This window comes from Nocardia sp. NPDC004568 (assembly GCF_040609955.1).
Classification (GTDB): domain Bacteria; phylum Actinomycetota; class Actinomycetes; order Mycobacteriales; family Mycobacteriaceae; genus Nocardia.
In genome coordinates this window covers 164,589-190,634 of sequence record NZ_JBEXLL010000003.1, presented here as the reverse complement: position 1 = coordinate 190,634, position 26,046 = coordinate 164,589, and the positions used below count along the sequence as shown (strand labels likewise).

26 protein-coding genes and 1 tRNA gene are annotated in these 26,046 nt (G+C 67.9%); 14 read left to right on the top strand and 13 right to left on the bottom strand.

Going from position 1 to position 26,046, the window contains the following annotated elements; genetic code table 11:
- Window positions 1-41 precede the first annotated feature (41 nt).
- The gene (locus tag ABZV91_RS02870) at window positions 42-1,994 is read left to right on the top strand and encodes a hypothetical protein (protein ID WP_355234450.1); all 1,953 of its coding nucleotides are present in this window, start codon (window positions 42-44) and stop codon (window positions 1,992-1,994) included.
- 4 nt (window positions 1,995-1,998) lie between these two features.
- Here the strand turns inward: ABZV91_RS02870 and ABZV91_RS02865 are convergent, their stop codons facing one another.
- On the bottom strand, window positions 1,999-2,820 hold the full coding sequence (locus ABZV91_RS02865; protein WP_355234383.1) for an LLM class F420-dependent oxidoreductase: 822 nt from the start codon (window positions 2,818-2,820) through the stop codon (window positions 1,999-2,001).
- Window positions 2,821-2,892: 72 nt separating this feature from the next.
- A complete protein-coding gene (locus ABZV91_RS02860; RefSeq protein ID WP_355234381.1) occupies window positions 2,893-3,612 on the bottom strand; it encodes a hypothetical protein in 720 nt (239 codons plus the stop codon).
- A 304-nt stretch (window positions 3,613-3,916) separates the two neighbouring features.
- On the opposite strand from ABZV91_RS02860, the gene rfbB reads away from it, so the two are divergent.
- Entirely contained in the window at window positions 3,917-4,927 is a 1,011-nt protein-coding gene (rfbB, locus tag ABZV91_RS02855) for a dTDP-glucose 4,6-dehydratase (protein ID WP_355234378.1), read from the top strand.
- Window positions 4,928-4,985: 58 nt separating this feature from the next.
- On the opposite strand, the gene ABZV91_RS02850 is transcribed toward rfbB, so the two are convergent.
- Both ABZV91_RS02850 and ABZV91_RS02845 read right to left on the bottom strand, forming a co-directional pair.
- Entirely contained in the window at window positions 4,986-6,506 is a 1,521-nt protein-coding gene (locus ABZV91_RS02850) for a DUF2142 domain-containing protein (RefSeq protein ID WP_355234376.1), read from the bottom strand.
- On the bottom strand, window positions 6,503-7,492 hold the full coding sequence (locus ABZV91_RS02845; protein ID WP_355234374.1) for a glycosyltransferase: 990 nt from the start codon (window positions 7,490-7,492) through the stop codon (window positions 6,503-6,505). The genes ABZV91_RS02850 and ABZV91_RS02845 overlap by 4 nt, the downstream gene beginning before the upstream one ends.
- A gap of 322 nt (window positions 7,493-7,814) precedes the next feature.
- On the opposite strand from ABZV91_RS02845, the gene ABZV91_RS02840 reads away from it, so the two are divergent.
- Both ABZV91_RS02840 and ABZV91_RS02835 read left to right on the top strand, forming a co-directional pair.
- A complete protein-coding gene (locus ABZV91_RS02840; protein ID WP_355234371.1) occupies window positions 7,815-8,357 on the top strand; it encodes a GtrA family protein in 543 nt (180 codons plus the stop codon).
- A 147-nt stretch (window positions 8,358-8,504) separates the two neighbouring features.
- Window positions 8,505-10,409, top strand: a complete 1,905-nt coding sequence (locus ABZV91_RS02835; RefSeq protein ID WP_355234447.1) for a glycosyltransferase — start codon at window positions 8,505-8,507, stop codon at window positions 10,407-10,409.
- A 50-nt stretch (window positions 10,410-10,459) separates the two neighbouring features.
- Here the strand turns inward: ABZV91_RS02835 and ABZV91_RS02830 are convergent, their stop codons facing one another.
- Window positions 10,460-11,311: an NAD(P)-dependent oxidoreductase gene (locus ABZV91_RS02830; RefSeq protein ID WP_355234368.1), complete on the bottom strand. Its 852-nt coding sequence runs from the start codon at window positions 11,309-11,311 to the stop codon at window positions 10,460-10,462.
- Window positions 11,312-11,771: 460 nt separating this feature from the next.
- Between ABZV91_RS02830 and ABZV91_RS02825 the strand changes: the two genes are divergently transcribed.
- Together ABZV91_RS02825 and ABZV91_RS02820 are read left to right on the top strand one after the other, a co-directional pair.
- Window positions 11,772-12,314 carry a nitroreductase/quinone reductase family protein gene (locus ABZV91_RS02825; protein WP_355234366.1) on the top strand — a complete coding sequence of 181 codons (543 nt, stop codon included), beginning with the start codon at window positions 11,772-11,774 and terminating at the stop codon, window positions 12,312-12,314.
- A complete protein-coding gene (locus tag ABZV91_RS02820; RefSeq protein WP_355234363.1) occupies window positions 12,311-12,718 on the top strand; it encodes a MerR family transcriptional regulator in 408 nt (135 codons plus the stop codon). Before ABZV91_RS02825 ends, ABZV91_RS02820 begins: the two co-directional genes overlap by 4 nt.
- Before the next feature lie 153 nt (window positions 12,719-12,871).
- Here the strand turns inward: ABZV91_RS02820 and ABZV91_RS02815 are convergent, their stop codons facing one another.
- The 6 genes from ABZV91_RS02815 to ABZV91_RS02790 form a co-directional block, all read right to left on the bottom strand.
- Window positions 12,872-13,333, bottom strand: a complete 462-nt coding sequence (locus ABZV91_RS02815) for a hypothetical protein (protein ID WP_355234360.1) — start codon at window positions 13,331-13,333, stop codon at window positions 12,872-12,874.
- Between the two features lie 93 nt (window positions 13,334-13,426).
- The gene (locus ABZV91_RS02810; RefSeq protein ID WP_355234357.1) at window positions 13,427-14,122 is read right to left on the bottom strand and encodes a hypothetical protein; all 696 of its coding nucleotides are present in this window, start codon (window positions 14,120-14,122) and stop codon (window positions 13,427-13,429) included.
- A gap of 125 nt (window positions 14,123-14,247) precedes the next feature.
- A complete protein-coding gene (locus tag ABZV91_RS02805) occupies window positions 14,248-15,159 on the bottom strand; it encodes a glycosyltransferase family 2 protein (protein WP_355234444.1) in 912 nt (303 codons plus the stop codon).
- Window positions 15,160-15,572: 413 nt separating this feature from the next.
- Complete coding sequence (locus ABZV91_RS02800; RefSeq protein ID WP_355234355.1) at window positions 15,573-16,442, bottom strand: ABC transporter ATP-binding protein; 870 nt, start codon at window positions 16,440-16,442, stop codon at window positions 15,573-15,575.
- A gap of 13 nt (window positions 16,443-16,455) precedes the next feature.
- Window positions 16,456-17,310: an ABC transporter permease gene (locus ABZV91_RS02795; protein ID WP_355234442.1), complete on the bottom strand. Its 855-nt coding sequence runs from the start codon at window positions 17,308-17,310 to the stop codon at window positions 16,456-16,458.
- A gap of 219 nt (window positions 17,311-17,529) precedes the next feature.
- Complete coding sequence (locus tag ABZV91_RS02790; RefSeq protein ID WP_355234353.1) at window positions 17,530-18,120, bottom strand: bacterial proteasome activator family protein; 591 nt, start codon at window positions 18,118-18,120, stop codon at window positions 17,530-17,532.
- Window positions 18,121-18,374: 254 nt separating this feature from the next.
- On the opposite strand from ABZV91_RS02790, the gene ABZV91_RS02785 reads away from it, so the two are divergent.
- Complete coding sequence (locus ABZV91_RS02785; RefSeq protein ID WP_355234350.1) at window positions 18,375-19,577, top strand: cysteine desulfurase-like protein; 1,203 nt, start codon at window positions 18,375-18,377, stop codon at window positions 19,575-19,577.
- A gap of 54 nt (window positions 19,578-19,631) precedes the next feature.
- On the opposite strand, the gene ABZV91_RS02780 is transcribed toward ABZV91_RS02785, so the two are convergent.
- Entirely contained in the window at window positions 19,632-20,651 is a 1,020-nt protein-coding gene (locus ABZV91_RS02780; RefSeq protein ID WP_355234348.1) for an NAD(P)H-quinone oxidoreductase, read from the bottom strand.
- A 69-nt stretch (window positions 20,652-20,720) separates the two neighbouring features.
- Here ABZV91_RS02780 and ABZV91_RS02775 point away from each other — a divergent pair, with 69 nt between their 5' ends.
- The 6 genes from ABZV91_RS02775 (at window position 20,721) to ABZV91_RS02750 (ending at window position 24,392) form a co-directional block, all read left to right on the top strand.
- A complete protein-coding gene (locus ABZV91_RS02775) occupies window positions 20,721-21,896 on the top strand; it encodes an alpha-hydroxy-acid oxidizing protein (protein ID WP_355234345.1) in 1,176 nt (391 codons plus the stop codon).
- Window positions 21,897-21,973: 77 nt separating this feature from the next.
- A tRNA-Ser gene (locus tag ABZV91_RS02770) sits at window positions 21,974-22,061 on the top strand.
- Window positions 22,062-22,239: 178 nt separating this feature from the next.
- Window positions 22,240-22,566, top strand: coding sequence for a type VII secretion target (locus ABZV91_RS02765; RefSeq protein ID WP_355234342.1), 327 nt, complete (start codon window positions 22,240-22,242; stop codon window positions 22,564-22,566).
- A 50-nt stretch (window positions 22,567-22,616) separates the two neighbouring features.
- Window positions 22,617-23,291, top strand: coding sequence for a hypothetical protein (locus ABZV91_RS02760; RefSeq protein WP_355234339.1), 675 nt, complete (start codon window positions 22,617-22,619; stop codon window positions 23,289-23,291).
- Window position 23,292: 1 nt separating this feature from the next.
- Window positions 23,293-23,799, top strand: coding sequence for a hypothetical protein (locus ABZV91_RS02755; protein WP_355234336.1), 507 nt, complete (start codon window positions 23,293-23,295; stop codon window positions 23,797-23,799).
- A 293-nt stretch (window positions 23,800-24,092) separates the two neighbouring features.
- Window positions 24,093-24,392, top strand: coding sequence for a hypothetical protein (locus ABZV91_RS02750; protein WP_355234333.1), 300 nt, complete (start codon window positions 24,093-24,095; stop codon window positions 24,390-24,392).
- A gap of 192 nt (window positions 24,393-24,584) precedes the next feature.
- On the opposite strand, the gene ABZV91_RS02745 is transcribed toward ABZV91_RS02750, so the two are convergent.
- Window positions 24,585-25,223, bottom strand: a complete 639-nt coding sequence (locus tag ABZV91_RS02745) for a zeta toxin family protein (RefSeq protein WP_355234330.1) — start codon at window positions 25,221-25,223, stop codon at window positions 24,585-24,587.
- A gap of 192 nt (window positions 25,224-25,415) precedes the next feature.
- Between ABZV91_RS02745 and ABZV91_RS02740 the strand changes: the two genes are divergently transcribed.
- Complete coding sequence (locus ABZV91_RS02740; RefSeq protein WP_355234328.1) at window positions 25,416-26,030, top strand: putative glycolipid-binding domain-containing protein; 615 nt, start codon at window positions 25,416-25,418, stop codon at window positions 26,028-26,030.
- The last annotated feature ends 16 nt before the right edge of the window (window positions 26,031-26,046 follow it).

The window sequence follows — 26,046 nt, the reverse complement described above, 5'->3', positions numbered from 1 at the left end:
GGGTTCGGCGATTGAGTCCACCTAGCAGTGATGGGGTGTCCATGGAAAGGCATCTGGCCAAATTGGACGACGCCATCGGGGCACTTGCGGATGCCGGTGACTTCGGCAAGCAGGTCAAGTTGTCGCGAGTATTCGGCGCGCTCCGCCGGGTATTGCTGCTGCCCGGCGGCTGCATCGCGGTGCGATCGCGTGCGGAGCGGTTGGAGACCGCCGGACTCTTCCTCGGTACCGACTGGGCGCGACCGCAGATCCTCATCCCGTCGCTGAGCGGCGGCTCGCTGCGCAGTACCAACCCCGACACCGTCGTCCTGGAGACGGTGAGTGATCTGCGGCTTCTGGAGGTGGCCAAGGGCGCCTATGCGCACCCGCTGATCTCCGCGGAGCAGGCCCACCACCATCTGTCACAGGTGCTCGCCGCGAACCTTTCCCTCCTGTTCACGCCCCCGTCCGAGATCGAGCGGACGCAGCAGGGGCGGATGGCACAGGTATCGCGGGAGTTGTTGCGCCACCTGGTGGAGGAGGTGGGATACGAGAAGGTGCTCGAGAATCTGGTCGACGAGATCTGGCGGATCCTGCGGCAGCGCCCGATCCAGGTCGACTCGGTCAAACGCATGATCACCCAGATCGCGGTCGCGCGCAGTAGTCCGGATATAGACCTGGGCGCGGGCGCGCTGGGGGCGGACCGATTGATCAGCAGCCTGTACGGAACCACCGAAGCCTGCCGGGAGGACCCCGGCGTCGAGGTGTACCGGACCCGGCTGGAGACGATGGACGACAGCGCGCTGCAATACGAGGCGGCGGGTTTCGCCCGCTCGATGCACGATACGGGCCTGGTCTCGCCGTACCACGCCGTACTGCTGCGCTTCCTGCTCGGCAAGGGCGAATACCTGTTGGGGGAGGCGCTGGGGCTGTCGAGTACCGGCCGCGAATGTCTGCTCTGTTACCACGAATTGGTGCGGCAGCTGATCGAGGAGGCCGTGCACGTCGAGACGGCGCAGTGTATCTACGGGCTGGCGCTGATGCTGGAACGCGGCATTCTGTACCAGCCCCCGGTCGCGCCCGCCCTGTGGCGGCAGCTGACCCTGCAGCTGTCGGCGTATTCGCAACAGCGGCTGACCCAGGTCTTCGGTCCGGCTCCCGCGCCCCGGGCCCGGCTGCTGTCGGGCATGTTGTCGGTGCTGGGGCTGCCGCTCGGTATCGGTCAGGGCGACAATCCGACCTGCCAGTCCGCGCGGGCGCTGTCCATGTGGGCCTACAACGACCCGGACTATCTGCTGCAGACCCTGGCCTGGGCCGCGCGCGACGACGAGGTCGTGATGCATTTCGAGGGTGAGACGATCTCTTCGCGCGACAGTGTCGCCGGGGTCGCCACCGCCCTACCGATGGACCTGGATCCGGTATCGCTACTGGTCGTGCCCCATCTGGATCGGATCTACGCGGAAATGGGACGGCGCTGCGTGGACCGGGAGGGCGATCCGCACCGCTGGGTCAACCCGGAATTCCACGGATGGTGGTCCGGGCGCGGTTTCCGGATCAATGTGGACGTGGCGACGGGCAATCTGACCGATCTGGACGAGTTCCTGCGGCATTTCTACGCGAGCTACCACCCGTTCCACAACGGTAATCAGCCGCTGATCCACCCGCAGCCGGCCGGTGTCGCGGTGACCGACAGCGCCGCCCGGTTCGTGGGATGGCACGCGATCACGGTGCTGCGGGTGGCGCTGGACCCCCAGGAACGGATGCGCGTCTATTTCTACAACCCGAACAACGACAGCGGGCAGGACTGGGGAGACGGCGTGGTGGTCGGCACCGCCGGGCACGGCGAACGGTTCGGGGAAGCATCGCTGCCGTTCGAACAGTTCGCCTCGCGCCTCTACATCTTCCATTTCGATCCGCTGGAGGCCGGTGAGCCGGCCTCGGTGGACCGGGAGGAGTTGGACCGGGTGGTGGGCTATATCCACCGCAGCTGGGGCGCCGACCGGTTGCCCGCCTGACCGCTCAGCCCCGGTAGCGCTCCACCAGTCTCGCCAGTTCGTCCAGATCGCGCAGGGAATCCGCTTCCGGCTGCGTGTCCAGCTTCAGGGTCACCCGTTCCACTCCGGCTTCGGCGTAGGCGTCCAGTACGGCCGCGTCCGCGGGGGCCGGCGTGACGGTGACCGGCAGTCCGCTCGCGCGGAACTCCGCCAGCTGGGCCGGGACGTCGGCGGGATCGGCGACACCGTTGGGGATCCAGCCCACACCGTGCCGGATCGCGCGCCGCGCCGCGGCCTCGCCACCGCCGATGAAGATGGGCGGATGGGGCTGCCGGTGCGGTTTGGGCCACGCGTAGATCGGGTCGAAATCGACGAATTCACCGTGGTATTCGGCGAGGTCCTGGGTCCAGATCGCGACGATCGCCGCGAGTTGTTCGTCCAGCAGGGCGCCGCGGGTGCGCGGGTCGGTGCCGTGGTCGGCCATCTCCTCGCGGTTCCAGCCGACGCCCACGCCGAACACCGCTCGACCTCCGGAGATGTGATCGAGGGTGGCGACCTCCTTCGCGGTGTGGATGACGTCGCGCTGGATCAGCAGCGTGACCCCGGTCCCCAGGACGAGCCGGTCGGTGACCGCGGCGATCGCGCCGAGCGCGACGAACGGGTCCAACGTACGGAAATAGACGCGGGGGAGTTCGCCACCGCCGGGGTACGGGGACTGCCGATTCGCCGGGATATGTGAATGCTCGGCGAGGAAGAGTGATTCGAAACCGCGTTCCTCGAGCGCCGGACCGAGTGCGGTCCCGCTGATTCCCTCGTCGGTCAGGAAGGTGTTGACGCCGATTCTCATGACAGGCCGAACGTCGTGCCCACCCGCGAATATTTCGTGGGTGGGCACGACGCCCGGGGATCTCCCGGTGGTCTACCGGGCCGGGCCCGAGCCGTTGGGCGGGAACGGTTCGTTGATGGTGGTGACGTACTGGATGACCGCGCCGATGATCACCGGGGCGGTGATGAAGAGCTGGCCGGCCACCGTGCCCAGGGCGCCGATCGCGATGATGCCGCCGAGGCAGCCGACCACGGCGGCCGGCACGAACGGACCGAAGAGCCCCACGATGGTCGCCGCGGCCACGGTCGCGCCGGCGATGCCGCCGAGCACACAGCCGACTGCGGCGCCGCCCAGACCGCCGACCGCGGTACCGACCGCCGCGCCGGTGGCGATGGTGTCCTTGAGCCGTGTGAAGGCGGCGACCTCACGGTCGTAGGGGGTCTTCCAGGGCGCTGATTCCTGATGGGGCAGCGCGGCCGGTCGGTACACCGCCCGGTCCGGGTTCAGTTGCGGAGTGAGCGTCGCGGTGTGGCCGGAGACCTCGGCGGCGATGGGGAACTCGAAATCATCGAGCCGGAATTTCAGCGGGGTGCCGGCCACCACCGTGCCATCGGAGGCTTTGATCTTGAAAGTACCGTCCTCGACCACCATGGACCCCGAGTCGGTGGTGATGACGGACCGGCCGTCCACGACCTCCGCGGTGAAGCCGACCGGCTCCGTCCGGTCGGTGGGCGCGGCGTGGGCACTGCCGGATGCGATACCGAGCGCGGCGATGAGCAGCGCCGACATCGTGGTCAAACTCCTGACGAGCATGTGTGTATTCACCTCATATGGGAGTGCGGGCACAGATTCGTGTCGATCGAACGGAAGCGGCTGCCCGGTGGGGCCCGGCCGAATCCAGACAAAAAGGTTATCGGCCGGGCAGCGCCCTCCTGTCGAGGGGGTCGCGGGAAATGCTCGTCCGCTCGGCCTTTCGTAAAATCTCGTGTTCCGGATCGGGCCTGCGTCGCCGGTCGCCGCACCTCCGGCACGGAAACCGGATCCGGGCGCGCCGCCCTGCCCTCGATCGGACCACCGGGCGCTGCCCGGCCCGGTGACCAGGACGTAGAGTGAACGGGTGCGCCTACTCGTGACCGGTGGAGCCGGGTTCATCGGAGCCAACTTCGTCCAGCACACGGTCGCCGAACGGCCGGATACGACGGTGACCGTGCTGGACGCGCTCACCTACGCGGGCAACCGCGCCTCGCTCGACCCGGTGGCCGATCGAATCGACTTCGTACACGGTGATATCGCCGATCTGGACCTGGTCGACGAGCTGGTGAGCGGGGTGGACGCGGTGGTCCACTTCGCCGCCGAATCACACAACGACAACTCGCTGGCCGAACCCTGGCCGTTCGTGCAGACCAATATCGTCGGCACCTATTCACTGCTCCAGGCGGTGCGCCGCCACGATGTGCGGTACCACCACGTCTCCACCGACGAGGTGTACGGCGATCTGGGTCCCGAGGACCCCCCGTTCTCCGAGCGGACCGCCTACAACCCGTCGAGCCCGTACTCGGCGACCAAGGCCGCCAGCGATATGTTGGTGCGCGCCTGGGTGCGTTCCTTCGGCCTGCGCGCCACGCTGTCGAACTGCTCCAACAACTACGGGCCCTACCAGCACGTGGAGAAGTTCATCCCGCGCCAGATCACCAATCTGATCGACGGGGTGCGCCCCCGGCTCTACGGCGCCGGACATCAGATCCGCGACTGGATCCACGTGGAAGACCACAATCGCGCGGTATGGGACATCCTCGACCGGGGCCGGATCGGCCGCACCTACCTGATCGGGGCCGACGGTGAACTGGACAACCGGACCGTGGTGGAGCTGCTCCTCGCCGAATTCGGCCGCGACCCCGGCGATTTCGACCATGTCACCGACCGTGCCGGACACGATCAGCGCTACGCGATAGACGCGACCCCACTCCGGACCGAACTCGGCTGGCGGCCGCGCTACGCGGACTTCCGGGCGGGGCTTTCGGCCACTGTCGCCTGGTATCGGGACAACGAATCCTGGTGGCGTCCGGTCAAAGCCGCTACCGAGCGGGCGTACGCCGACGCGGGCGAGCGAACGATCGGCGTGCCGTGACAACGCCCGGCCCGGCGGTGGCGCGGACCGGGCGTACTCCGGTGGAATCCGGTACTCGTCAAGCCCAGACGTAGATGTGGTACTTCGCCACCGAGGCGATCAGGGCGATCGTTGTCGCGACGACGACGGTCACCGCGGCGTAGCGGCCGGGGGCGCGGTCGCCGGGTCCACGCAGCCGGAAAGGCATCCAGCGCAGCAGTACCGCGAACGACACGATCGCCAGCGGGACGAAATAGCGACCCTGGACACCGTCGATGATGTAGTAGCCGACAGGGGTGAAGGACATGTACAGGGTCACGTAGATCATCGCGACACTGGCCGCCATGGTCAGCGCGACCACCAGCGTGCGCCGGAAATCCGGGTGGTCGAAGCGTTCCGCCATCCCCACGCTCACCGCGAAGGCCAGCAGGCAGGCCACGATCGCGGTGGCCGGCACGTTGATATAGGCGAAACCGAGTTCTCCGAAGAATTCGGGGAACCACTCCTGGTCACGCCGCAGAATGCTCTCCCAGAAGGTCCGCAGGAAGCCGAACGGGTCGGTGATGATGCCCATCAACTGCTCGCCGGTGTCCACCGTGTACCACTGGTGCGGGGGCCGCATCAGGCTGGTGCCCTCGCCGGTGGGCGCGGCGATCTTCATCCACACCGCGAACCCGATCGCGCCGATCGCCGCGCACGCCCAGGTGAGCCACCGGCGCCAACCGGTCAAGCCCATCCGCTCGGCCGGGAGCAGCACCACCAGCATGGCCAGCAGCACATAGGTGGGTTTGCACAGCGGCAAGAGGATCGCGGTGCCCAGCACCGCGGCGGTCTCCACCCGGCCCAGCCGGTCCCCCAGGAACAGGCCCTTCACCAGCAGCGCCGACATCAGGACGGCCAGGGCGTTGGTGAGGGTGTCGGCGGTGACCGTCCCGGCCTGGAACACCGCGATGGGCAGTACGGCCACGGTGAAAGCCAGCCACTGGATGCGGTGCCCCCGCAATGCCCACAGAGCGAAGCCGACCACGAGCAGGTAGGCGGCCAGCCCGGACAACCGGGTGAGGCGCAGCATGGTTCCGGCATCGGCGTCGATCAATTCGGCCAATCCGATACCGATCGCATTGGGTACGTAGGGAACCGCGGAGTAGGCGGCGGTATTGGTGAACCAGATGATCTTGCGCTCGTCGGTGACCGGAGCGTCGCCCAGCCGCTGGTAGGCGGCGGGATCGGCCACATCGGGATACGGTTCGCCCGGGTTGTGGGTGTAGTCGTCGATGGCGTAACCCATCAGCGCTTCGATCGCCGCGGGTACCTCACCGCCGTAGGCGACGCCGCGGTCGTCGTCGATCCGGGTGGGGTTCAGGCCGCCGTGGGCCACCTGGTAGGCGCGCCCGAACTGGGTGATCTCGTCGTGACCCCAGAACGGCGGGCTCATCACCGCGAACACCAGCCCGAATATCCCGGCCAGCAGGGTGAACGCGATAGTCGCGGGGCCCAGCCGGCGCAGCAGGATCTCCCCGGTGCGCCGGGCCCCGGACAGTGCGGAACGACCCGCGGCCTGCTCGCTTCCGGCAGGGCGGGTCTCGGTCTCGGCGGTCAACGGATGTCCCCGGCCACCTGGCCGCTTTCACCGGGTGTGAGCGCGCGGCCCGCGCCGGGGGCCTCGTAGCGGAGATAGATCAGCCGTGCCGCCTCGTGCCGGGAACGGCGGATACCGTCCAGGATCAGTCCGGCGGTCCAGGCCAGGAAACCGACCAGGAGCAGGGTGCAGGCCAGGAACAGGGTCGGGAAGCGGGGCACGGTGTGGGTGTCGTAGTACTCGATGATGATCGGGACCGTCAGCACCACCGAGATGAGCCAGCTGACGGTGCCGAGCAGGCCGTAGAACGCGACCGGGCGCTCGTGCCTGGCCAGTCCGACGATGAGGGCGAGAATCTTGAAACCGTCGTGGTAGGTGCGCAGCTTGCTCTCGCTGCCGGCCGGCCGGTCCCGGAACCCCACCGGTACCGCGGTCTGCGGTACCCGCAGGTGCAGTGAGTGCACGGTGAGCTCGGTCTCGATCTCGAATTCGCGGGAGACCGCGGGGAAGCTCTTCACGAAGCGCCGGGAGAAGACCCGGAAGCCGCTGAGCATATCCTCGACGTTCTCGCCGAAAACCTTGCCCACCACACCGTTGAGGACTCTGTTCCCGGTTTCGTGGCCCGCCCGGTAGGCCGATCCGCTCTCGTCCTGCTTCCGGACGCCGAGGACATGGTCGTACGGGCCCGACAGCAGCGTTTCGATCATCGCCGGCGCCGCGGACGCCTCGTAGGTGTCGTCGCCGTCGATCATGAGATAGATATCGGCCTCGATATCGGCGAAAGCGCGGCGCACCACATTGCCCTTGCCCTTGGCCCGCTCCGCGCGCACGATCGCGCCGGCGGCCCGGGCCTTCTCGGCGGTGGCATCGGTGCTCAGATTGTCGTACACGTAGACGACAATTCCGGGCACCGCGGCCTTGAGGTCGGCGACGACCTTGGCGACCGACGCCTCTTCGTTGTGACACGGGACAACGGCGGCAATGCGCAGTTCGTCGGTGGATTCCACCTGGTCAAATCCTCGAAATCGATGGATATGGGAACACGGGGAGAGTACCGGGTCTGTGACATCGGGCATGATCGAGGGCCCTGCGTGGTTACGCTGCGCTACCGCCTCCGGGCCTGACCCGCTCATGCTGCTTTCATCGGGCATGAGCGGGGGCCCTGCGTGGTTACGCTGCGCTACCGCCTCCGGGCCTGACCCGCTCATGCTGGTTTCATCGGGCATGAGCGGGGGCCCTGCGTGGTTACGCTGCGCTACCGCCTCCGGGCCCGACCCGCTCATGCCGTGCCCCAGAGGATGGCTCAGGTCACTGCGGTAACGTCGGCGCGTGTCATCTGGTGAGTCAACGGCCGCTGTCGCCCCCGACGCGCCGGCCCCCCGTTCGCTCGCCGAGCGCCTGCGGACCGGGCTGCGGCAGAGTGCGGCGTTCCTGGTCGTCGGCGTGGTCGGCTTCCTGGTCGATGCGGGGACCTACAACCTGCTGGTGTTCGATCTGGGCGCCGGGGATGGCGAGGGCCTCCTGCACGACGTCCCGTTGCCCGCGAAGATCATCGCTATCGCGGTGGCCACGGTGGTCACCTACTTCGGCAACAAGTGGTGGACCTTCTCGCACAAGCAGTCCGGCAGCCCGATCCGGGAGTACCTGTCGTACGCGGTGATCAATGTGGTCGCGATCGGCCTGCAATTGGGTTGCCTGGGTTTCTCCAGGTACATCCTGGATCTGTCCACGCCGCTGGCGGACAATATCTCTGGAACATTGATCGGTCAGATCGTCGCCGTGGTGTTCCGGTATTGGGCTTATGACAAGTTCGTGTTTACCGGGGAACCCGATCGGGAAACGACCAACCGGGCGACCGGCGTGGCTGATTGATATCCTCGGGCCCGCCGCGAACCGTATTCAGGGACATGTTTGTCCAGTCGGCACAGCATGAGTTGGTCAGGCCCGGAGGCGGTAGTGGAGCGTAACCACGCAGGGCCCTCGCTCATGCGCGAAAATATTGAGGATTTCGAGGACTTCATGGACCAGTCGGCTATGCAGGCCGTTACCGAGACGAACGATCACGCTGCGGTCGCGCCGGAGTCGCTGCGCGCCGAACACCACCGGGCTCCGCGCAGACTGGTGCTCGCCCGGGGCATCTTCACCGGGCCCTCGGCGAAGATCAGCGACGAGCTGTACGCGGTGGTCAAGGGCCGTGCCACCCGCGACCGGATGAGTCTGCGCCTGGACAAGGGCTCGACCGCGCACACCAACACCTACTTCGGCCGTTTCGCCGCCAGCTACTGGCAGCGCTGGACCGTGGTCACCGAAGTGCAGGCCACCATGATCCTGCAGGTCGGCAAGCACGCCAGAGTGCGGATCGTGGCCTCCGATATCGCCGGGCACCGCCGGATCGTCGGCACCGCCGAGGTCACCGCCAGCGGCCCGCTGACCCTGACCGCGCCGCTGGACCAGTTCGTCGACGGCGGGGCCCTGTGGCTGGAGTTCGAGGCGGTCGGCGCCGACCTGGAGATCTCCGAGCTCACCTGGACTGCGACCGCCCCCGAGACCGTACGCCCGGTCGCCATCGCCATCTGCACTTTCAACCGGGCCCAGGACTGCGCCGAGACCATCGCCGCGCTGGCCTCCGACCAGACCGTCCTGGGCTCACTCGACGCGGTGTACGTGGTGGACCAGGGCACCGATCTGGTCGAGAACCGGCCGCTGTACCAGGCCACACGGTCGATGTTCGGGGACAAGCTGCGCTACATCCGCCAGCCCAACCTGGGCGGAGCGGGCGGCTTCACCCGCGGCCTGTACGAGGTGTCCGCGGCCAACGAACACGCCGACGTCATCCTCATGGACGACGATATCCTCTGCGAACCCGAGACCGTGCTGCGGTTGCAGGCCTTCGCCAACCTCACCGTGGAACCGACGCTGGTCGGCGCGCAGATGCTGTTCCTGCTCAACCCCGACTACCTGAACGTCGGCGCCGAGGACGTGCACCTGCACCGGCTCATGCACGGCCAGAAGGTGCCCAAGGCGCTGCGCAACACCAGCATGCTCAAGAAGAACCAGGAACGCCGGGTCGACGCCGGATACAACGCCTGGTGGACCTGTCTCATCCCGGCCGAGGTGGTGAAGAAGATCGGGTTGCCGCTGCCGATCTTCTTCCAGTGGGACGATGTCGAGTACGGGGTCCGCGCCCGCGAACACGGGTTCGTCACGGTCACGCTGCCCAACGCGGCGGTCTGGCACGCGGACTTCTACTGGAAGGATTTCGACGACTGGGCGCGGTACTTCAGCACCCGTAACTCGCTGATCGTCAGCGCGATGCACGCGGACCTGGACCCGGGCACGGTCACCCGGCAGCTCTTCCGGAACATCTCCGAGTACCTGGTCGCGATGCAGTACGGGCTGGCGCACACCACCCTGCAGGGCATCGAGGACTTCCTGGCGGGGCCGTCGATCCTGCGGGACGGCGGTGTCGAGCCGCTGAAACGGGCCCGGACCAGTCGTGCCGACTACACGGAGACCGTGAAACACCCCGCGGCGACGCCGCCGGTGGACTCCTCCGAGATCCGCGTGCGCCGCGCCGGCGGGGAACCCAGCCGGCTGCTGGCGGTGCTGATCAAACGCGCGATCCAGCAGTGGACCGGCAAGGTCCAGTACGGGCTGGTCGGGGTCACCCGCGAGGACGCGCACTGGTGGCATGTCTCGCTGTTCGACCACGTCGTGGTCACCGATGCCTCACAGTCCGGGGTCCGGGTCCGCAAGCGCGACAAGGCGACCGCGCGCGCCCTACTGCTGCGTACGGTGCGGGTACTGCGCCGGCTGTACAAGGAATTGCCGGACCTGCAACAGCGCTACCGCGCCGCGCACGCCGAACTCACCAGCCGGGAGAACTGGGAGCGGCTGTACGGGATCGACTCCGACCGGAACTGACCGGACTCATCCGAACGGGCCACGCCGCGCTGCGGCGTGGCCCGTGGTCGTCAGAGGAACAGGTCGGTGGTCAGGGGTTCGTCGCCCGGGGTCACCCGGTACCTGTCCAGATCGGTGATGCCGTGGGCGGCGAGCACCTCGTCGTCGAGGAAGAAATTGCCGGTCGTCTCGGTGGCCGGTGCGGTGAATACCAGGTAGGCGGCATCGGCGTAGATATCCGGGGTCCGCGAGGTACGGACCATTTCCTCGCCACCGAGCAGATTGCGCACGGCCGCGGTCGCGATCGTGGTACGCGGCCAGAGCGAATTGACGGCGACACCGTCGGATTTCAGTTCCTCGGCCAGCCCCAGCGTGGTCAGCGACATCCCGTACTTGGCGATGGTGTAGCCCAATGAGGACCCGGCCCATCTGGGGTCCAGGTTCAGCGGCGGCGACAGCGTGAGGATATGCGGATTGCGGCCGGCGGCGGCGGACTCGCGCAGCGCGGGTATGCACAGCTTGGACAGCAGGAAAGTGCCGCGGCAGTTGATGTCCTGCATGAGGTCGTACTTCTTCATCGCCAGCGAATCCGTGGGGGACAGATCGATGGCGGAGGCATTGTTGACCACGATATCGATACCGCCGAAGCGTTCGGTGGTGAGCCGGACCGCCTCGGCGACCGATTCGTCGATCCGCACATCGCCGACGAACGGCAGTACGGTCGCCCCCGCCGCCTCGAGTTCCGCGGCCGCGGTGTGGATCGTGCCCGGCAATTTGGGGTGGGGCTGATCGGTTTTGGCGATCAGCGTGATGTTCGCGCCGTCGGCGGCCGCCCGTTTGGCGATCTCCAGCCCGATACCGCGGCTGCCACCGGACATTATCATCGTCCGGCCGCTCAGCGGCTTGTCTCCGGTTGCTGTCATTGCCTGCCCTCCTGTTGGTCGCGGGCGCCGACCGCCGTGCGGTCGGCGCTGCGCTTCGAGCGTAGGCAACAGGTCCGGGCTTGCCCAGGGACCGCGCGATCCGGTCCGCGGGTGTCGGACGGACGGTCGGCGAGTAGTCGGGCCTGGCGTTCGGCAGGCCCACCGGTGCCCTGACCGGTGGACATGGGGTGTGACCCGAATACGCCAGAAAGGGGCAATGGCGTCCTGTAGTCGCTGGTCACAGGCATCGGTCGCGGTGGTCGGCTTGGGCGTGTCGGCGGTTACGCCTCGGCCACGACGATGTAGAACGTGACAGCGGCGAGGAAGGGGCCGCTGGTGAATGGGAACGCGCAGGTCAGCTTTTTGCCCGGTGGCCAACTGGCATCCGTAGTCACAGCGGTGTGTGGTTGCGCAGTGAGCTTGACCTTGACGCTTATGTCAAGGGCATAGCTTGCTTACCATGGTTGCCGATATCAACACCTGGAACGACCGGATCATCACCGAGTTCCGAGCGAACGCCGGCTATGTGGCATGGAGTAGCGACGACGATCTCGCCGCCGGGCGCCCCGTCCCGCCCCGGCTTCCCTCCTTCGGCGAGGGCCAGGGTGTGCCGATCATCTTGGTGCACCACTTCGGGACCGAGACCGGGCGTGAGCGAATCAGCCCGTTGATGTACCAGGCGGTTGGCGATGGCTTCGCTGTCTTCGCCACCTACGGTGGCAGTCCGCGCCACCCGGCGTGGTACCGCAACGTGATGGCGAATCCGCGGATCACGGCCGAGGTAGGCACGGAAAGAATCTCGGTCTCGGCCCGGCTCGCGCACAGCACGGAACGTGAGCGGATCTGGGCGACGCAGGTCGCGCTCATGCCGGCGTTCGCCGAGTTCGAAGCGAGGGCCGGTAGGCGTATCCCGGTCATCGTGCTGGAGCGCACTGATGTCGGCAACCCGGCCCGCACCGCGGCGAGGCCGAGCTCGGCGGGCCGCAGCAGACTGGACTCATGATTGCCGACGACAACGAGCAAGGCGGGATCCGGATCGGCGAACTCGCCCAGCGCACGGGGGTCAGTGCGCGCTCACTGCGGTACTACGAACAGCGTGGCCTGCTGACCTCCAACCGTGACCGGAATGGCTACCGCCGCTACAGTAGCGACGCGGTCCCCCTCGTGGCCAACCTGCGCCGGTTGTTCGGCGCCGGTCTGTCCGTGGCCGACATTCAACATTTCGGTTCCTGCCTCACGAGTCCGGATCTGGGCTCGTCCCCCTGCGGGGCCGCCCTCCACGTGTACGAGCAGCGACTCCGCGCCCTCGATGACAGGATCGCCGTTCTCACCCACCTGCGTAGCAATCTTGCTGCGCAAGTCGAGCACCTGCGCACCCGGATTCACCCGGACGACCATCAATCCTGATCGGGTAAGAGCAAACGGCAGTGATGAGGTGTCTATCTGGGGTAGACCCCAACACCACACTCTCGACGAGGGACGAACAACGTCAGATCGGGGTCCGAATTCGGAGCTTCTTGACACCTACTCCTGCGCACACCGGATAACCGCGCGAATTGATCAGGCAGCCACGGCGTTCAGTCGGTCCCGGGAGATCCGAGATGCCTTGCGGTCGGCGGCCGGAGCGCTCTCACCGACTGTTTCGGCGGCGGCCGGCAGCGCCTGGTGAACGTCCGCGGGTGCGGTGACGTGCAGGCTGTAGCCTTGGCCACGTCGAACTTCCCGGCCTTGCCGCAGGGCCTGACTCTCGAGGTCACCGAGGTCGGCGATGTGGCCGATCAGGTGGCGAGCAACCTTGCCGGGCATCTCGACCCGGACCGGGGGCGCTTTCTCGTCGCCGGTGCGGCCGGGTTGTTCGGGCCGACCGGGCAATAGGTCGGCCAGCGCGGTGCGGATCGCGACCCGGCTCACCCGGTGTCGTCGGGCCAGCGCGGCGATGCTCGCACCGTCGCGGTATTCCTGGCGGACCTGGTCTTCGATGAGGTGGCCGGGTCGGTGAACATCCGTACTATCTGTCGTCAAACCCTGTCGTCAATCGGGAACGGATCGCATTGGATCAGTGAACTGCCCGCGCGCGGCCGGGCGTAGCCGACCCCGCCGCGCGCGGACCGCTGCTCACATCGTGGCGATCACCAGGATGTTCAGCAGGAAGATCAGGGCGACGAACGCCCAGATCACGTACATGACCACCATGCCGGGGGTCTTCTGCGGTACCGGGCCGATCGCCCCGTTGAGGAAAATGAGCGCCGGTGTGCGGTAGTAGTACCGGACCGCCTGTCCCGGCTGCACGGGTACCGCGACATCGGCGGGGCCCATGTCGAACAGCCAGGGCGTGGTGACCCGGACGTGGTACTGGCCCGGGCCGACCGGAATGTGATTGGCGCCCCACCGGGTATTAGGCACGCGCTGCCCGTTCACCGTGATCTTGGGCTTGGTGATCGCGAGCAGGAACGCCATCGGGGTGTAGGAGCAGTCCACCGTGATACCCGGCGGGTCGTTGGGCGCCGCCTGGGGCGGCTGGCCGTAGGGCCCGGGCTGCCCGCCCGGACCGAACTGGGCCGGGGGCTGCCCGGTCGGCTGCGCGTACGGTCCGCTGGCGTACGGCTGCGGCTGCGCGGGCGGCTGACCGTAGCCCTGCGGCGGCTGCCCGGGCGGCGGGGCGCCCCATGGCTGCGGACCGCCCTGTGGCCCCCCTTGATACTGTGGCTGCCCACCCTGGTTCGGTGCCGGCGGCGCGAACTGCTGTTGCGGCGGCGGGAACTGGCCGGGTGCGGGCTGGCCCTGTGGCGGCTGACCGCCGGGGTAACTCATCGATCTCCTCCCGAATCATGCAGATTGCCAGCCGAACTTACCTGGCGGGGATGAATGTCTCGCATCGGCCGTCAACCCTGGTTGTCCGGTGGCTGAACGATCGGGAGCAGACGGGTGCTCGCGGGCTAGTCCGGTTTCTGGAACTGCTCGTTGCGGCCGAGGCTGCGCAGATGGAACCACTCACGCAATCCGGCCGGGTCGCGACGGGTCACCAGGAAGAACCACGAGAACCGAATCCATTCCTGGGGCAGTAGCTTTCGCATACCCGGCTGGGACATGAGGTAGCCCCGGTTGCGATAGGTGAAATACCGCTTCACCGGATCGTCCGGGTACTGGGTGTGCATCCGGCCACCGAGGATCGGCTTGAACTCGGCCGCGCCGTTGGGGTGCAGATACGCGGTTTGCAGGCAGGTCCCGAAGGGTAATCCGGAGCGGACCAGCCGGCGGTGCACCTCGACCTCGTCGCCGCGTACGAACAGTCGCAGATCCGGTACGCCGATCACATCCACCGCCTGCGCGGAGATCAGGGCGCCGTTGAAGAGCGACGCGATACCGGGCAGGAAGTCCTCGCGGCCCAGTTCGGACCGCAACCGCCGCCACACCACGCCGCGGCGCAGCGGGAACGCCAGCCGATCCGGTTCGTCGATATCGCAGACGACCGGCGAGACCTCCACCAGTTCGTGGCGTCGCGCGCAGTCGAACAAGGTGGCCAGGACCTCGGGGCCCTCGGGCCGCCCGTCGTCGTCGGCCAGCCAGACCCAGTCGGCACCCAGGCTCAACGCGTGCAGCATGCCCAGTGCGAAACCGCCCGCCCCGCCCAGGTTGTGCGCCGAACCCAGATAGGTCGTCTCGATGGGCTGATCCGCCACCAGCTCGGCCACTTCGGCCTCGTTGCCGTTGTCGATCACGATCAGGTGGTCGACGGCCCGCGATTGCGTGGCGACGGCCTTCAGTGATTCCGCGAGCAGCTCGCGACGCTTGTGGGTGACCACGACGGCGACGATCTTGGCGTCCGGTCCGTACTCGACTTCCGGCAGCACCGCGGCGGCGGCGTCGAGCTCCGGAGCCGGACGCCGGGCGCCGGCGGCGCCGCGCCCACCGGCGAGCGGCGGGGCCTCCGCGTCGTCGGCCTCCTCCTGCGCTTCCGATGCCGGTTCGCCGGTTTGCTCGGCTACCCGCGTGGACTCCGCCTCGTGGCGATCGTCTTTCACCTCCGGAGCCGACTCGCTGCCGCTGTGTCCGCCGGGCACGGGGGAGGGCGCTACCGGGTCACGCTCTGCTTCCGCCGGGGAGGAACCGGGCTCGCTCGCGCTGTCGTCGGGCACTGTCGAGGGCTCGGCGTGGTCACGCGCCGCTTCCGCCCCGGAGCCGGACTCACTCGTGCTGTCGTCGGGCACTGTCGAGGGCTCTACAGGGTCACGCGTCGCTTCCGCCTCCGGGCGGGACTCGCTCATGCTGTGTTGTTCTCCAGTTCTCTTTCACCGTCCGCCGACCGCGGTGCTGGTTCGTCGGCCTGATCGGACTTCTCGGCCTCGATCTCCCGCAGGACCGCCGCCACATGATTACCCGCGTCCGGACCCTCGTAGGCCCGGACGACTTCTTCGATTCCGCCCTGCAACCGCACCTGGCCGTGGTCTATCCACATGGCGGTATCGCAGAGCTGGGCGAGGAACTCGTTGGAATGACTGGCGAACACCAGGATCCCCGAGCGTGCGACCAGTTCCTGCAACCGGATCCGCGCCTTCTTCATGAACTCCGCGTCGACCGCGCCGATCCCCTCGTCGAGCAGCAGGATCTCCGGGTCGATGGAGGTCACCACCCCCATCGCCAGCCGTACCCGCATACCGGTCGAATAGGTGCGCAGTGGCATGGACAGGTACTCGCCGAGTTCGGTGAAATCGGCGATCTCGTCGATCTTGGCCAGCATCTGCTTGCGCGTCTGCCCCAGGAACAGGCCGCGGATGATGATGTTCTCGTAGCCGGAGATCTCCGGGTCCATGCCGACACCCAGATCGAACACCGGCGCGACCCGTCCGCGGATCCGGGCGCTACCGCGTGAGGGCTCGTAGATCCCGGAAAGCAGCCGCAGCAGCGTGGACTTGCCCGCGCCGTTGTGGCCCACCAGCCCCACCCGGTCGCCCTCCTTCAGCGACAGGTTGATATCGCGCAGTGCCTCGACCACCACGACATCGGACTGGTTGCGGCCGATCGAACCGCCCGCCTTCCCGAGGAACGCCTTCTTCAGCGACCGGGATTTCGCGTCGAAGATCGGGAACTCCACCCACGCGTTGCGGGTTTCGATACTCACGTGATCACTCATGATCGCCTGACTCCTAAACCCAGTAGGGCACGCGCGAACGGTACCGGCGCATTGCCAGAGCAGCGGCGATCCAGCCCACCACGGTGATGGTGCCGACGATCGCCCAGTGGTACAGCTTCTGATCGTCGCCGAGCAGCGGCGCGCGCACGATCTCCAGATAGTGGTAGGTGGGCACGACTTCCGCCAGCCGGGCCCGTTCGGCGACCTGACCGCCCTGTTCGTGCAGGCTCTTGGTGTTCCACATCACCGGGGTCAGCACGAACAGCATCAGCGTCATACTGCCCAGGATCGGCGCGATATCGCGGTAACGGGTGCTGAAGATACCGAACAGCACCGAGACCCACATGGCGTTGAGGAACAGCAGCACCAGGGCGGGTATCGCGAACACCACGGTCCAGTGCAGATCGCGCCAGACACCGAACAGGGCCAGCACCACGAAATAGATCAGCAGGTTGTGGGCGAAGAACAGGATCTGCCGCCACACCAACCGGTAGACGTGCACGCTCAGCGCCGACGGCAGCTGTTTGATCAACCCCTCGTTGGCGACGAACACCTCCGCGCCCTCGAGGATCGAGGCGTTGATGACGTTCCACACGATCAGGCCGACCGCGACGTAGGGCAGGTATTCGGTCAGCGGCTGACCGAGCAGCGCGGCGTACAGGATGCCGATGGCGGTGGCCTGCACGCCGGTGGCGATGGTGATCCAGAACGGACCGAGCACCGACCGCCGGTAGCGCTGTTTGATGTCCTGCCAGCCCAGCGAGAGCCATAGTTCGCGCTGCCCGAACCCGTCGCGGATATCGCGCCAGGCCCGGGACCAGGACTGCGAATCCGATTCGATGGGATCCGCGGCGGTCACCTCGGTGATATCGGAGACGGCGGTATCGGCGCCGGCGACCGGGGTCTGCTCGGAACTCACGGGCTTCTCATCTGCGGCGGGGTCGTGGTCGGGGCGCACCGGGCTCTCGTCGGTGCTCTCCGGATCATCAGGGTTTACCAGGTCGGAGCGAGCGGAAGCTGCAGGCACGGTGCACGACACTACCTCGGTCGGCGAGTCCCGGTACCGGCCACCTATACACCACCGCGTTCAGAGGTATTGTCCGGTGCCTCCGATGGACTGGCCCGGCTGCGCGCCGCGGCCCTCCCCGGCGTGGATCCCCGGAGGCAGGGCGCCCTGGCGCATCTGCTCGAGCTGTGCCCGCGCGGCCATCTGCTGGGCGAACAGCGCCGTCTGGATACCGTGGAACAGGCCTTCCAGCCAGCCCACCAGCTGCGCTTGGGCGATACGCAGTTCCGCGTCGGAGGGGACGGCGTCCTGGCTGAAGGGCAGGGCCAGCCGTTCCAGTTCCTCACGCAGCTCCGGCGCCAGACCCTGCTCCAACTCGCGGATGGAGGATTTGTGGATCTCGGCCAGCCGGGTCCGGCTGGCGTCGTCGAGCGGAGCCGCTCGCACCTCCTCGAGCAACTGTTTGATCATGGTGCCGATCCGCATGACCTTGGCCGGCTGCTCGACCATATCGGCCAGCGATTCGGAGGTGTCGCGTTCGGGACCCTCCTGCTCGGGCGTCTCCTCGCCGGGGTAGGACGCGCTCGCCGCAGCGCCCGCGGGCAGCACCAGCGGACGGCCCTCGGGGCCGATCACGACAACGGGATCCGATGCGTCATCCGATTGCGTCATGGTCCCCATCATGTCGTGTTCGCGCCGAACGCGCTAAAGCCGGTGGTGGTGAGACGAGTTTTCGACCGTACGGATCCTGGGTGAGCCGGGTCCGGACCGGTGGCAACGCGTCACCGCACGGGCACCGGCCGATGACCGAGGAACAGGCCGGGCGGGCCGGGGCCCGGAGGCGGGCGCGGGGCCCGCACTCGTGCCGGGCGGAATCGGCTGGACCAGGGTTACCGAGATATGGGCCCTGCCTTAAAGTGACCTGCATGACTTACGACGTCGCGCGGGTCCGGGGACTGATCCCCTCCCTGGCCGACGGCTGGATCAACCTGGCTCCGCAGGCGGGCATGCTTGTTCCGGATTCTGTCTCGCGCGCGGTGTCCATCGGTTTCCGCTCGTCGTCGTTCTCCCACCTCGGCCGCCACGGTGCCGCCAAACGCAGCGCCGATATGTTGCACGACGCCCGGGTGGCCGTCGCGGATCTGGTCGGCGCGGACCCGAGCGGGGTCGTGCTGGGGCCGGACCGCGCCGTCCTGCTGGCCTGGCTCGCCGAATCGCTGAGTTCCCGGCTGGGTCTGGGCACCGGGATCGTGCTGTCCCGGCTGGACGACGAGGCGAACGTGGCGCCGTGGCTGCGGATCGCCAACCGCTACGGCGCCCATGTGCGCTGGGCCGAGGTGGAGATCGAGACCTGCGAGATGCCGGCCTGGCAGTTCGAGGAGCTCATCGGGCCCACCGCCCGGCTGGTGGCACTCACCGCCGCCTCACCGATCGTGGGCTCGGCACCCTCGGTGCGGGTCGCGGCCGAACGAGTACATGCGGTCGGCGGCCTGCTGGTCGCCGACGCGGTCGGCGCCGCACCGTACGCGCTGATCGATATCGAGGACCTGAACGCCGACGTGGTGGCGTTGAGCGCGCCGAGCTGGGGTGGTCCCCAGGTCGGCGCGCTCGTCTTCCGGGACCCGGCGTTCCTGGACCGGATCCCGTCCATGGCGTTGAACCCCTACGCCAAAGGTCCTGAACGGCTCGAGGTCGGCGGGCACCAGTACGCGCTGCTGGCCGGGCTCACCACCTCGATCGACTATCTGGCGGGGCTCGACGAACGGGCCCGCGGCACCCGCCGGGAACGGCTGGAACTGTCGATCACCTCGTTGCAGGATTATCACGACCAACTGTTCGACCATCTGATGGGCACCCTGGAGAAGATCGGCGGGCTCACCGTGATCGGCCGGGCCTCCACCCGGATCCCGACGGTCAGCTTCACCATCGACGGTATGCAGGCCGAGAAGATCGCCGCCGAGCTGGCCGACAAGCGCATCAATGTGCTGGCGGGCTCACACGGCGGCAGCCGGTTACTGGACGCACTGGGTGTGAACGACGAAGGCGGCGCGGTGACCATAGGTCTCGCGCCGTACACGACTCGCCGGGAGATCGATCAGTTCGGCCGGGCCCTGGCCGCGCTCGGCTGAGGCCGCCCGCGTCCGGTCCCGTCGACGGGCGCCGCGCCGGGCGGTGGCGCCGGCCTACCGGCCCGATGCGCTCGGGTCGTCGCCGATCCGCAGGATCACCTTGCCGAACGTGTCGTGTTCGTCGAGCAGTTCGTGTGCCCTGGCCGCCTCGGACACCGGGACCTCGGCGTGGATCACCGGGACGACCGCGCCCGTCTCCAGTAGCGGCCAGACATGGGCCCGTACCTCGGCGATGATGTCGGCCTTGCTACCGCGGCCGGTGGCCGGGCGGTCGCGCAATTTGATCGCGCGCACCGTCCCGCGTTTGGCCATGAGGTCGGCCAGGTTCAGTTCGGCGTTCACCCCGCCCTGCATACCGATCACCAGCACCTGGCCGTCCAGGGCCAGCGCCGCTACATTGCGTCCCAGGTAGGCGGCGCCCATGTTGTCGAGGATGATGTCCGCGCCCGGCCCGCCCAGGCCCTGCTCGGCCCGGACCAGATCGACGAAATCGTGTTCCCGGTAGTTGATCAGCACGCTCGCGCCGAGTTCCGCGCACCGCGCCAGTTTCGCCGCCGAGCCGGCCGTCACCGCCACCCGGGCGCCCAGCTGCGTCGCCACCTGGATGGCGTGGGTGCCGATACCGCTGCCACCGCCGTGGATCAGCAGCAGTTGCCCGGAGTGCAGGCCGGCGGTCAGCACCAGATTGGACCAGACCGTCGCCGCGACCTCGGGCAGCCCCGCGGCCGCCGCCAGATCCACGCCGTCCGGTACCGGGAGCACCTGGCCGGCCGGGACCGCCACCTTCTCGGCGTATCCGCCGCCGGACAGCAGCGCGCATACCCGGTCGCCGACCGACCAGTCCCGGACGCCCTCGCCGAGCGCAGAGATCACTCCCGAGCATTCGAGTCCGGGCACTGCGGTGGTGCCCGGCGGGGGCGCGTACAGGCCGCGCCGCTGCAGCAGATCGGCCCGGTTCACCCCGGCCGCCGCCACGTCGATCAGTATCTCGCCGTGCCCGGGTACCGGGTCCGGGGCGTCGGACCACTCCATCACCTCGGGGCCGCCGAATCCGTTCAAGTTGATCGCACGCACGGGACCCATACTGCATCAGAATGCCGAGAGGGTGTCCGCGCCGGGCCGGACGGGGCTAGCGTGAGCCCCGTGAGCAGCTTCATCGACTTCCAGAACGAGATCTATCTCCAGGGAATGGGCGGGACGGTCCCCGAACTGCCGATGACCGCGGACGGTTTCGCGGACCGGGCCCGGGAGTTGCTCGACGCGCGCGCCTACGCCTATGTGGCCGGAAGTGCCTCCACCGAACGTACGGCCGTGGCCAACACCTCCGCGTTCGACCGGTACCGGATCGTGCCGCGCATGCTCTGCGGCACCAGTGGGCCGGGTGCGCGCGACACCGCGGTCGAAGTGCTCGGCACCAGACTGGCCGCCCCGGTGCTGACCTCACCGGTCGGTGTGCTGGAACTGCTGCACGAGAAAGGCGAGGTGGTGGTGGCGCAGGCCGCGAAGGAACTCGGGGTCGGCACCGTGCTGTCGACCGCCTCCTCCGCGACCATCGAGGAGGTGGGCGCGGTCGCCGGCGACTGGTGGTATCAGCTGTACTGGCCCGCCGACGACGAGCTGGCCCGCTCGTTCGTGGAGCGCGCGCAGCGGGCCGGGGCGAAGGCGATCGTGGTCACCGTGGACACCCCATCGCTGGGCTGGCGGCCGCGGGATCTCGAATTGGGGCACCTGCCCTTCCTGCTGGGCAAGGGCATCGCCAACTATCTCTCCGACCCGGTCTTCCGGGCGAAGCTGGCCGCGCCGCCGGAGGAGAGCGAGGACGCGCTGCGGATGGCGATCCTCACCTGGGTCGGCCTGTTCGGCAACCACACGCTACGTCCCGCCGACCTGGCCAAGCTGCGGGAATGGACGGATCTGCCGATCGCGGTCAAGGGCGTGCTCCATCCCGACGATGCCCGGCGGCTGGTCGACGCCGGCGCGGACGCGGTGTGGGTGAGCAACCACGGCGGCCGGCAGATCGATAACTCGATCGCCGCGCTGGACGCGCTCGGCGCGGTGGTCGGCGCGGTCGGTGACCGGGCCGATGTGCTGTTCGACTCCGGTGTCCGTTCCGGCTCGGACGTGCTGGTCGCACTCGCTCTCGGCGCCAAAGCGGTGGGCTACGGCCGGCCCTGGGCCTACGGCCTCGGTATCGCCGGCGGCGCGGGGGTGCGCCACGCGCTGCGCCTGCTGCTCGCCGATTTCGATTCCGCCATGGGGCTTTCCGGCTGCGCCGACCTGTCCGGCATCACCCGTGACCTGCTCGCCGTGCCCCGGTGAGTGTGCGGTCGGCCAACCCGGTGACCGGTGGTCGGCTTTGGGTCGCTCCCGGTCACATCGGTTACCATCGAGGCCCTGGAGACGTGGCAGAGCGGCCGAATGCACTCGCCTTGAAAGCGAGAGTCGTGAGAGCGACCGGGGGTTCAAATCCCTCCGTCTCCGCCAGCTCGGCAGATTGATCGGTGTCCGGCTTCGGTCCGCCGTCGCAAAGAATCTGCTTCGCAGGGGCAATCCGGTAGGTCGAGGTGAAGCCGCGGACGAGCGGTTGCCCCGCCGGTCCGGCTGTGCGATGGTTTGCCGATGCAGAGCGCGGTGTGGGAGCGCCGCGGGAGGGAGGGGGCGAATGCCGGAAGAACTCGATGTCGATCCGGACGAAGTCGACAAATTCTCAGCGAGCCTGCGGAAGCTGGCGGACGAGAATGCGAGCGCCACGGCCTACATCGACAAATGGCTGGTGGTCGACAACACGGTATGGGGCGACGGTGGACTGATCCGGCTCGGACTGAGTGCCATCAGCGAGGCCCATGCGAAGTTGAAGCCGAATTACGAAACGCTGGGCCGGCTGTCCGCAGCCGCCGCGACCGAACTGGCCGCGGTGGCGCAGATGTACCGGACCACGGACCGCGCGAATGCCGCGGCATTGGACCGCACGTACGAGGCCGGTAAGTGATGGCGGGCGCGCCTGTCGAAAAATTGGCCGAGCCCGCGCTCGAAGATCCCATGAACGACAAGTTCGAGTTCCTCGTGACCTCCAACGAGATCTCACCGACGTACTGGGCGTGTACCTGGCTCAAAAACGTTGTCGGCGTGGACCCGGTGGAATGGTTCTCGCAGAAGATCGCCGGAGATTGGGAGGCGCTGCAGCAAGCGGGTGTGGCCGTCGCGAATCTCGCGGCCTACAACACCGGCTTCGCCGCCGAGATCGAGAACGCGGCGAAGGCCGTCGACCCGACCTGGGACGGCAACGCGGCCGCCGACGCGCAAACGTACTTCGCGGAATTGGCGACCGCGGTCGCGGTCCAGGTCGATGCCCTGAACTCCGTCGCCGACGAGATCGAGAATTACGCGAACGCCGCGTATTACGGCGCGAAGACGATCGGCGATTCGGTACAGACGCTGCTGGATATCGGCGCGATCGCGATCATCGAATGGGCTGCGGTCAAGGTTTCCGCGGCCACCGGCGTCGGGGTCGTCGCCACCGCTGCGCTGGTGGCGGCCGCTACCTTGACCACGCTGCGGGCAATCGCGGAATTCAACATGATGGTCTCGAAGCTGTCCGCCCTCTATATCGGTTTGGAAGGGACAGCCGGGCTCATCTACGCGGGCCTGGGTGCGATCCGATCCGGAGACCTACCCACACTGCCGGAGAACTCCTACGACCATCCGGGGGCATGAAGTGAGTTCACCGGAGCCGGTACACGACCTCGCGCGCGGCGACCTCGGGGTCTCGCGCCAGCTCTCGAAGGCGCTGCAGGTCATCATGGCAGGCACAACCGACCCGCGGCTGAAAGATCAGATCCGGGCCATTCTCGACGGCAGGGCCAGCGCTCGGGAATTGATGCACAGCGACGCTTTCGACGCGGTTCTCGATCAGACCATGCCCGCGGCGATGCAGCAGTTCGCGGAGATGCCCGAGGAAGAACGGCAGCGGCACGCGGAACAGGGACAAAGACAGCTCGACCAGCTCCGCGAGCGGCCGTCGACATGGTCGGCCCCGGCGCAGTCGGCCGAGCCGTCGCCGCCGCAACAGTCACTGGTAGCGCCGCAACCATCCGTCTCTCCGGCGGGGAGCACATCGCCGGGCCGTCGCAAGTCCCATCGCGACCAGGTGGTCACCCCTGACGAACCCGATGAAGACGACCTCTACTTCCGTGATCGCTGGAAGAACGGCTGGCTGCAGTGACGGGGCGGCAGAAGGTGCTGTTCGAGACCCGAGTGGATCCGGACCGTGCCCCGCTTCTCACGACAGCGCCGCTGAACCTGAAACTTACCGAGTTCATGCCCGATGTGTGCAGCGAACACGGCCTACCTGCGGTGGAGAATCGTTCTTTCACAGTGAATTCCATGGGGCAGCCGGGGTCGGAGATGCCCACCATGCGGGTTTTCCTCGGATCGATCAGGCCGCCCTGGAAGCCTCGGGAGAACTACGGAGTACAGGCCTGCCTCCGGTTCGAGTGTCCGGCCTGCGAATACTGCATGCACGAGGTCCGTCGGTTTCGGCGGATCGCGCTGCTGATGCTGCTGATCGTCGTGGTGACGATCGGGGCGTTGGTGGCGGCGGTTCTCTTCCGAGCCGAGCAGCTCTACGTGCCGCTGGGCTTCGCCGCCGTGCCCGGGTGCTTCCCCATCGCTATGGCTGTCGGCCTGGTCTCCTGGATGCGGTCCGACTACTTCGCGGATGTCTGGCTGACCGATTCGACCGAGCAGTTGATCGTGTCGGCGCACCCGGAGTTCGTCACGGCCGTGGACCGGCTTCGGGCGGAGGTACGCGACTGAGAACCGGTGGCGGGGCCGACGTTCGTGGGGGAGCGCGGCTCCCGCTCGGACGACGCGCAAGCGCTGGATGCGAGCACCGATCGAGGGCTCCCGATCGTGGCGGAGTGGCCGGAACAGTCGCTGCCGAAGCGATAGCGACCGGGGATTCGAATCCTCGATCCCCGGGCCGGTATCCGATGCCGGTGTCCGGGCTCAGATCCGCACCGTCTCCTCCAATATGTTCATCTCGTTCCACAGCCGGTGCCAGTCCGCGGCCTGTCCGGGGTGATCGGCGTATGCCTGTGTGAGCGCCTCCCGGAAGTTCCGGCTTCGCGCGGTGTAGGCGTATTCCTCGTCCGGCGTGCGTGGGCGGGTCCGCTCCTCCGCCAGGACCGGTCCGCCCTCCGGCGGAGCGGACCATTCGCCCCTCGCCGGCCGGTGGTTCTCGTACAGCAGGACGGAGCGGGAACGGACCCGGAGCTCGTCGACGGCCACCGGTGGGTGGGGTGATTCGAGCAGGCGCAGCAGCTCGGCCGAGCCGTCGAAACAGATGTCCTGCGCGCGGATGGGCACATACCGTCCGCTGCCGTCACGCAGTCGCTCGTCGAGGAAGCGGCCGAGCACCGATGCCCCGCTCTGCACGCGCGAGACCGCCACGGCTTCGACAGCCGAGTGATAGGTGTTCATCTGGAATCGGTCGATGACCCCCGCTGCCCGGCTCGGGTTGCCCGCGCCCTCCTCGAGGACTGCGTTGCGGCGGCCCGCGATCACATGATCGATGGCCATATCCAGCCATCGTTCCGCAGTCGGATAGAGGTGGTCACCGGCCGTGAAATCGGGTGGGCAGCCCACAGCGTTACTCGGCCGCGGCCCGGGACCTGCCGGAGTGGCCACGTACCGCGGCGGGGAGCGCAGGCGGGTTCGCGTCCTGGGGCCCGGTTCGGTCCGTGTCGGCCGATGAAGTGGGTCGGAGCCGCCGTCGCCGCGAGGCCGAACACGGCCCGTCTGAGCGCTGAAGGCGCGGGTCTTGCGTACGGTGGACACGTGACGCAATCGAGCGACGTAACCCCCGGACCGGCGGCGACGCCGGCCGCCGGGCGGTGGCCCGCAGTCCTCACCTGGCGTGCGCACGACGGCTCGCGAATGGAATCGGTCCGCGTAACGCTCAACGGCAACCGGATCCGCGCCAGCGGCCGGATCATCGGCGGCGGCTGCGGCGAGCACACCGCGTTCAGCGCCTCCTACGACCTGGTCACCGACGAGAACGGGGCGACCAAGCGGTTGTCGATGAGCAGCACCACCGCCGCCGGGGAACGGCACGCGTCCCTGGCCCGCGACGAGGAGAACTACTGGCTCGTCGACGCCACCGGCACCCATATCCGGTCCATGTTCGGCGGTGCCCTGGACGCGGACGTGGTGCTGAGCCCGTTCTTCAACACCCTGCCCATCCGCCGGTTCGGCCTGCACCATGCCATGGAGGATGTGCAGGTCCCGGTGGTCTATGTCCGGTTGCCGGAGCTGACGGTGCAGGAGGCCGATCTCGTCTACAGCAGCGCCGGGGACGGGATCAGTGTTCTTTCGCCGGTGTCCAGCGCGACCCTCACCGTCGATCCCGACGGTTTCGTGCTGGACTACCCGGGCCTGGCCGAGCGGGTCTGAGCCCGGCCGTACCCGC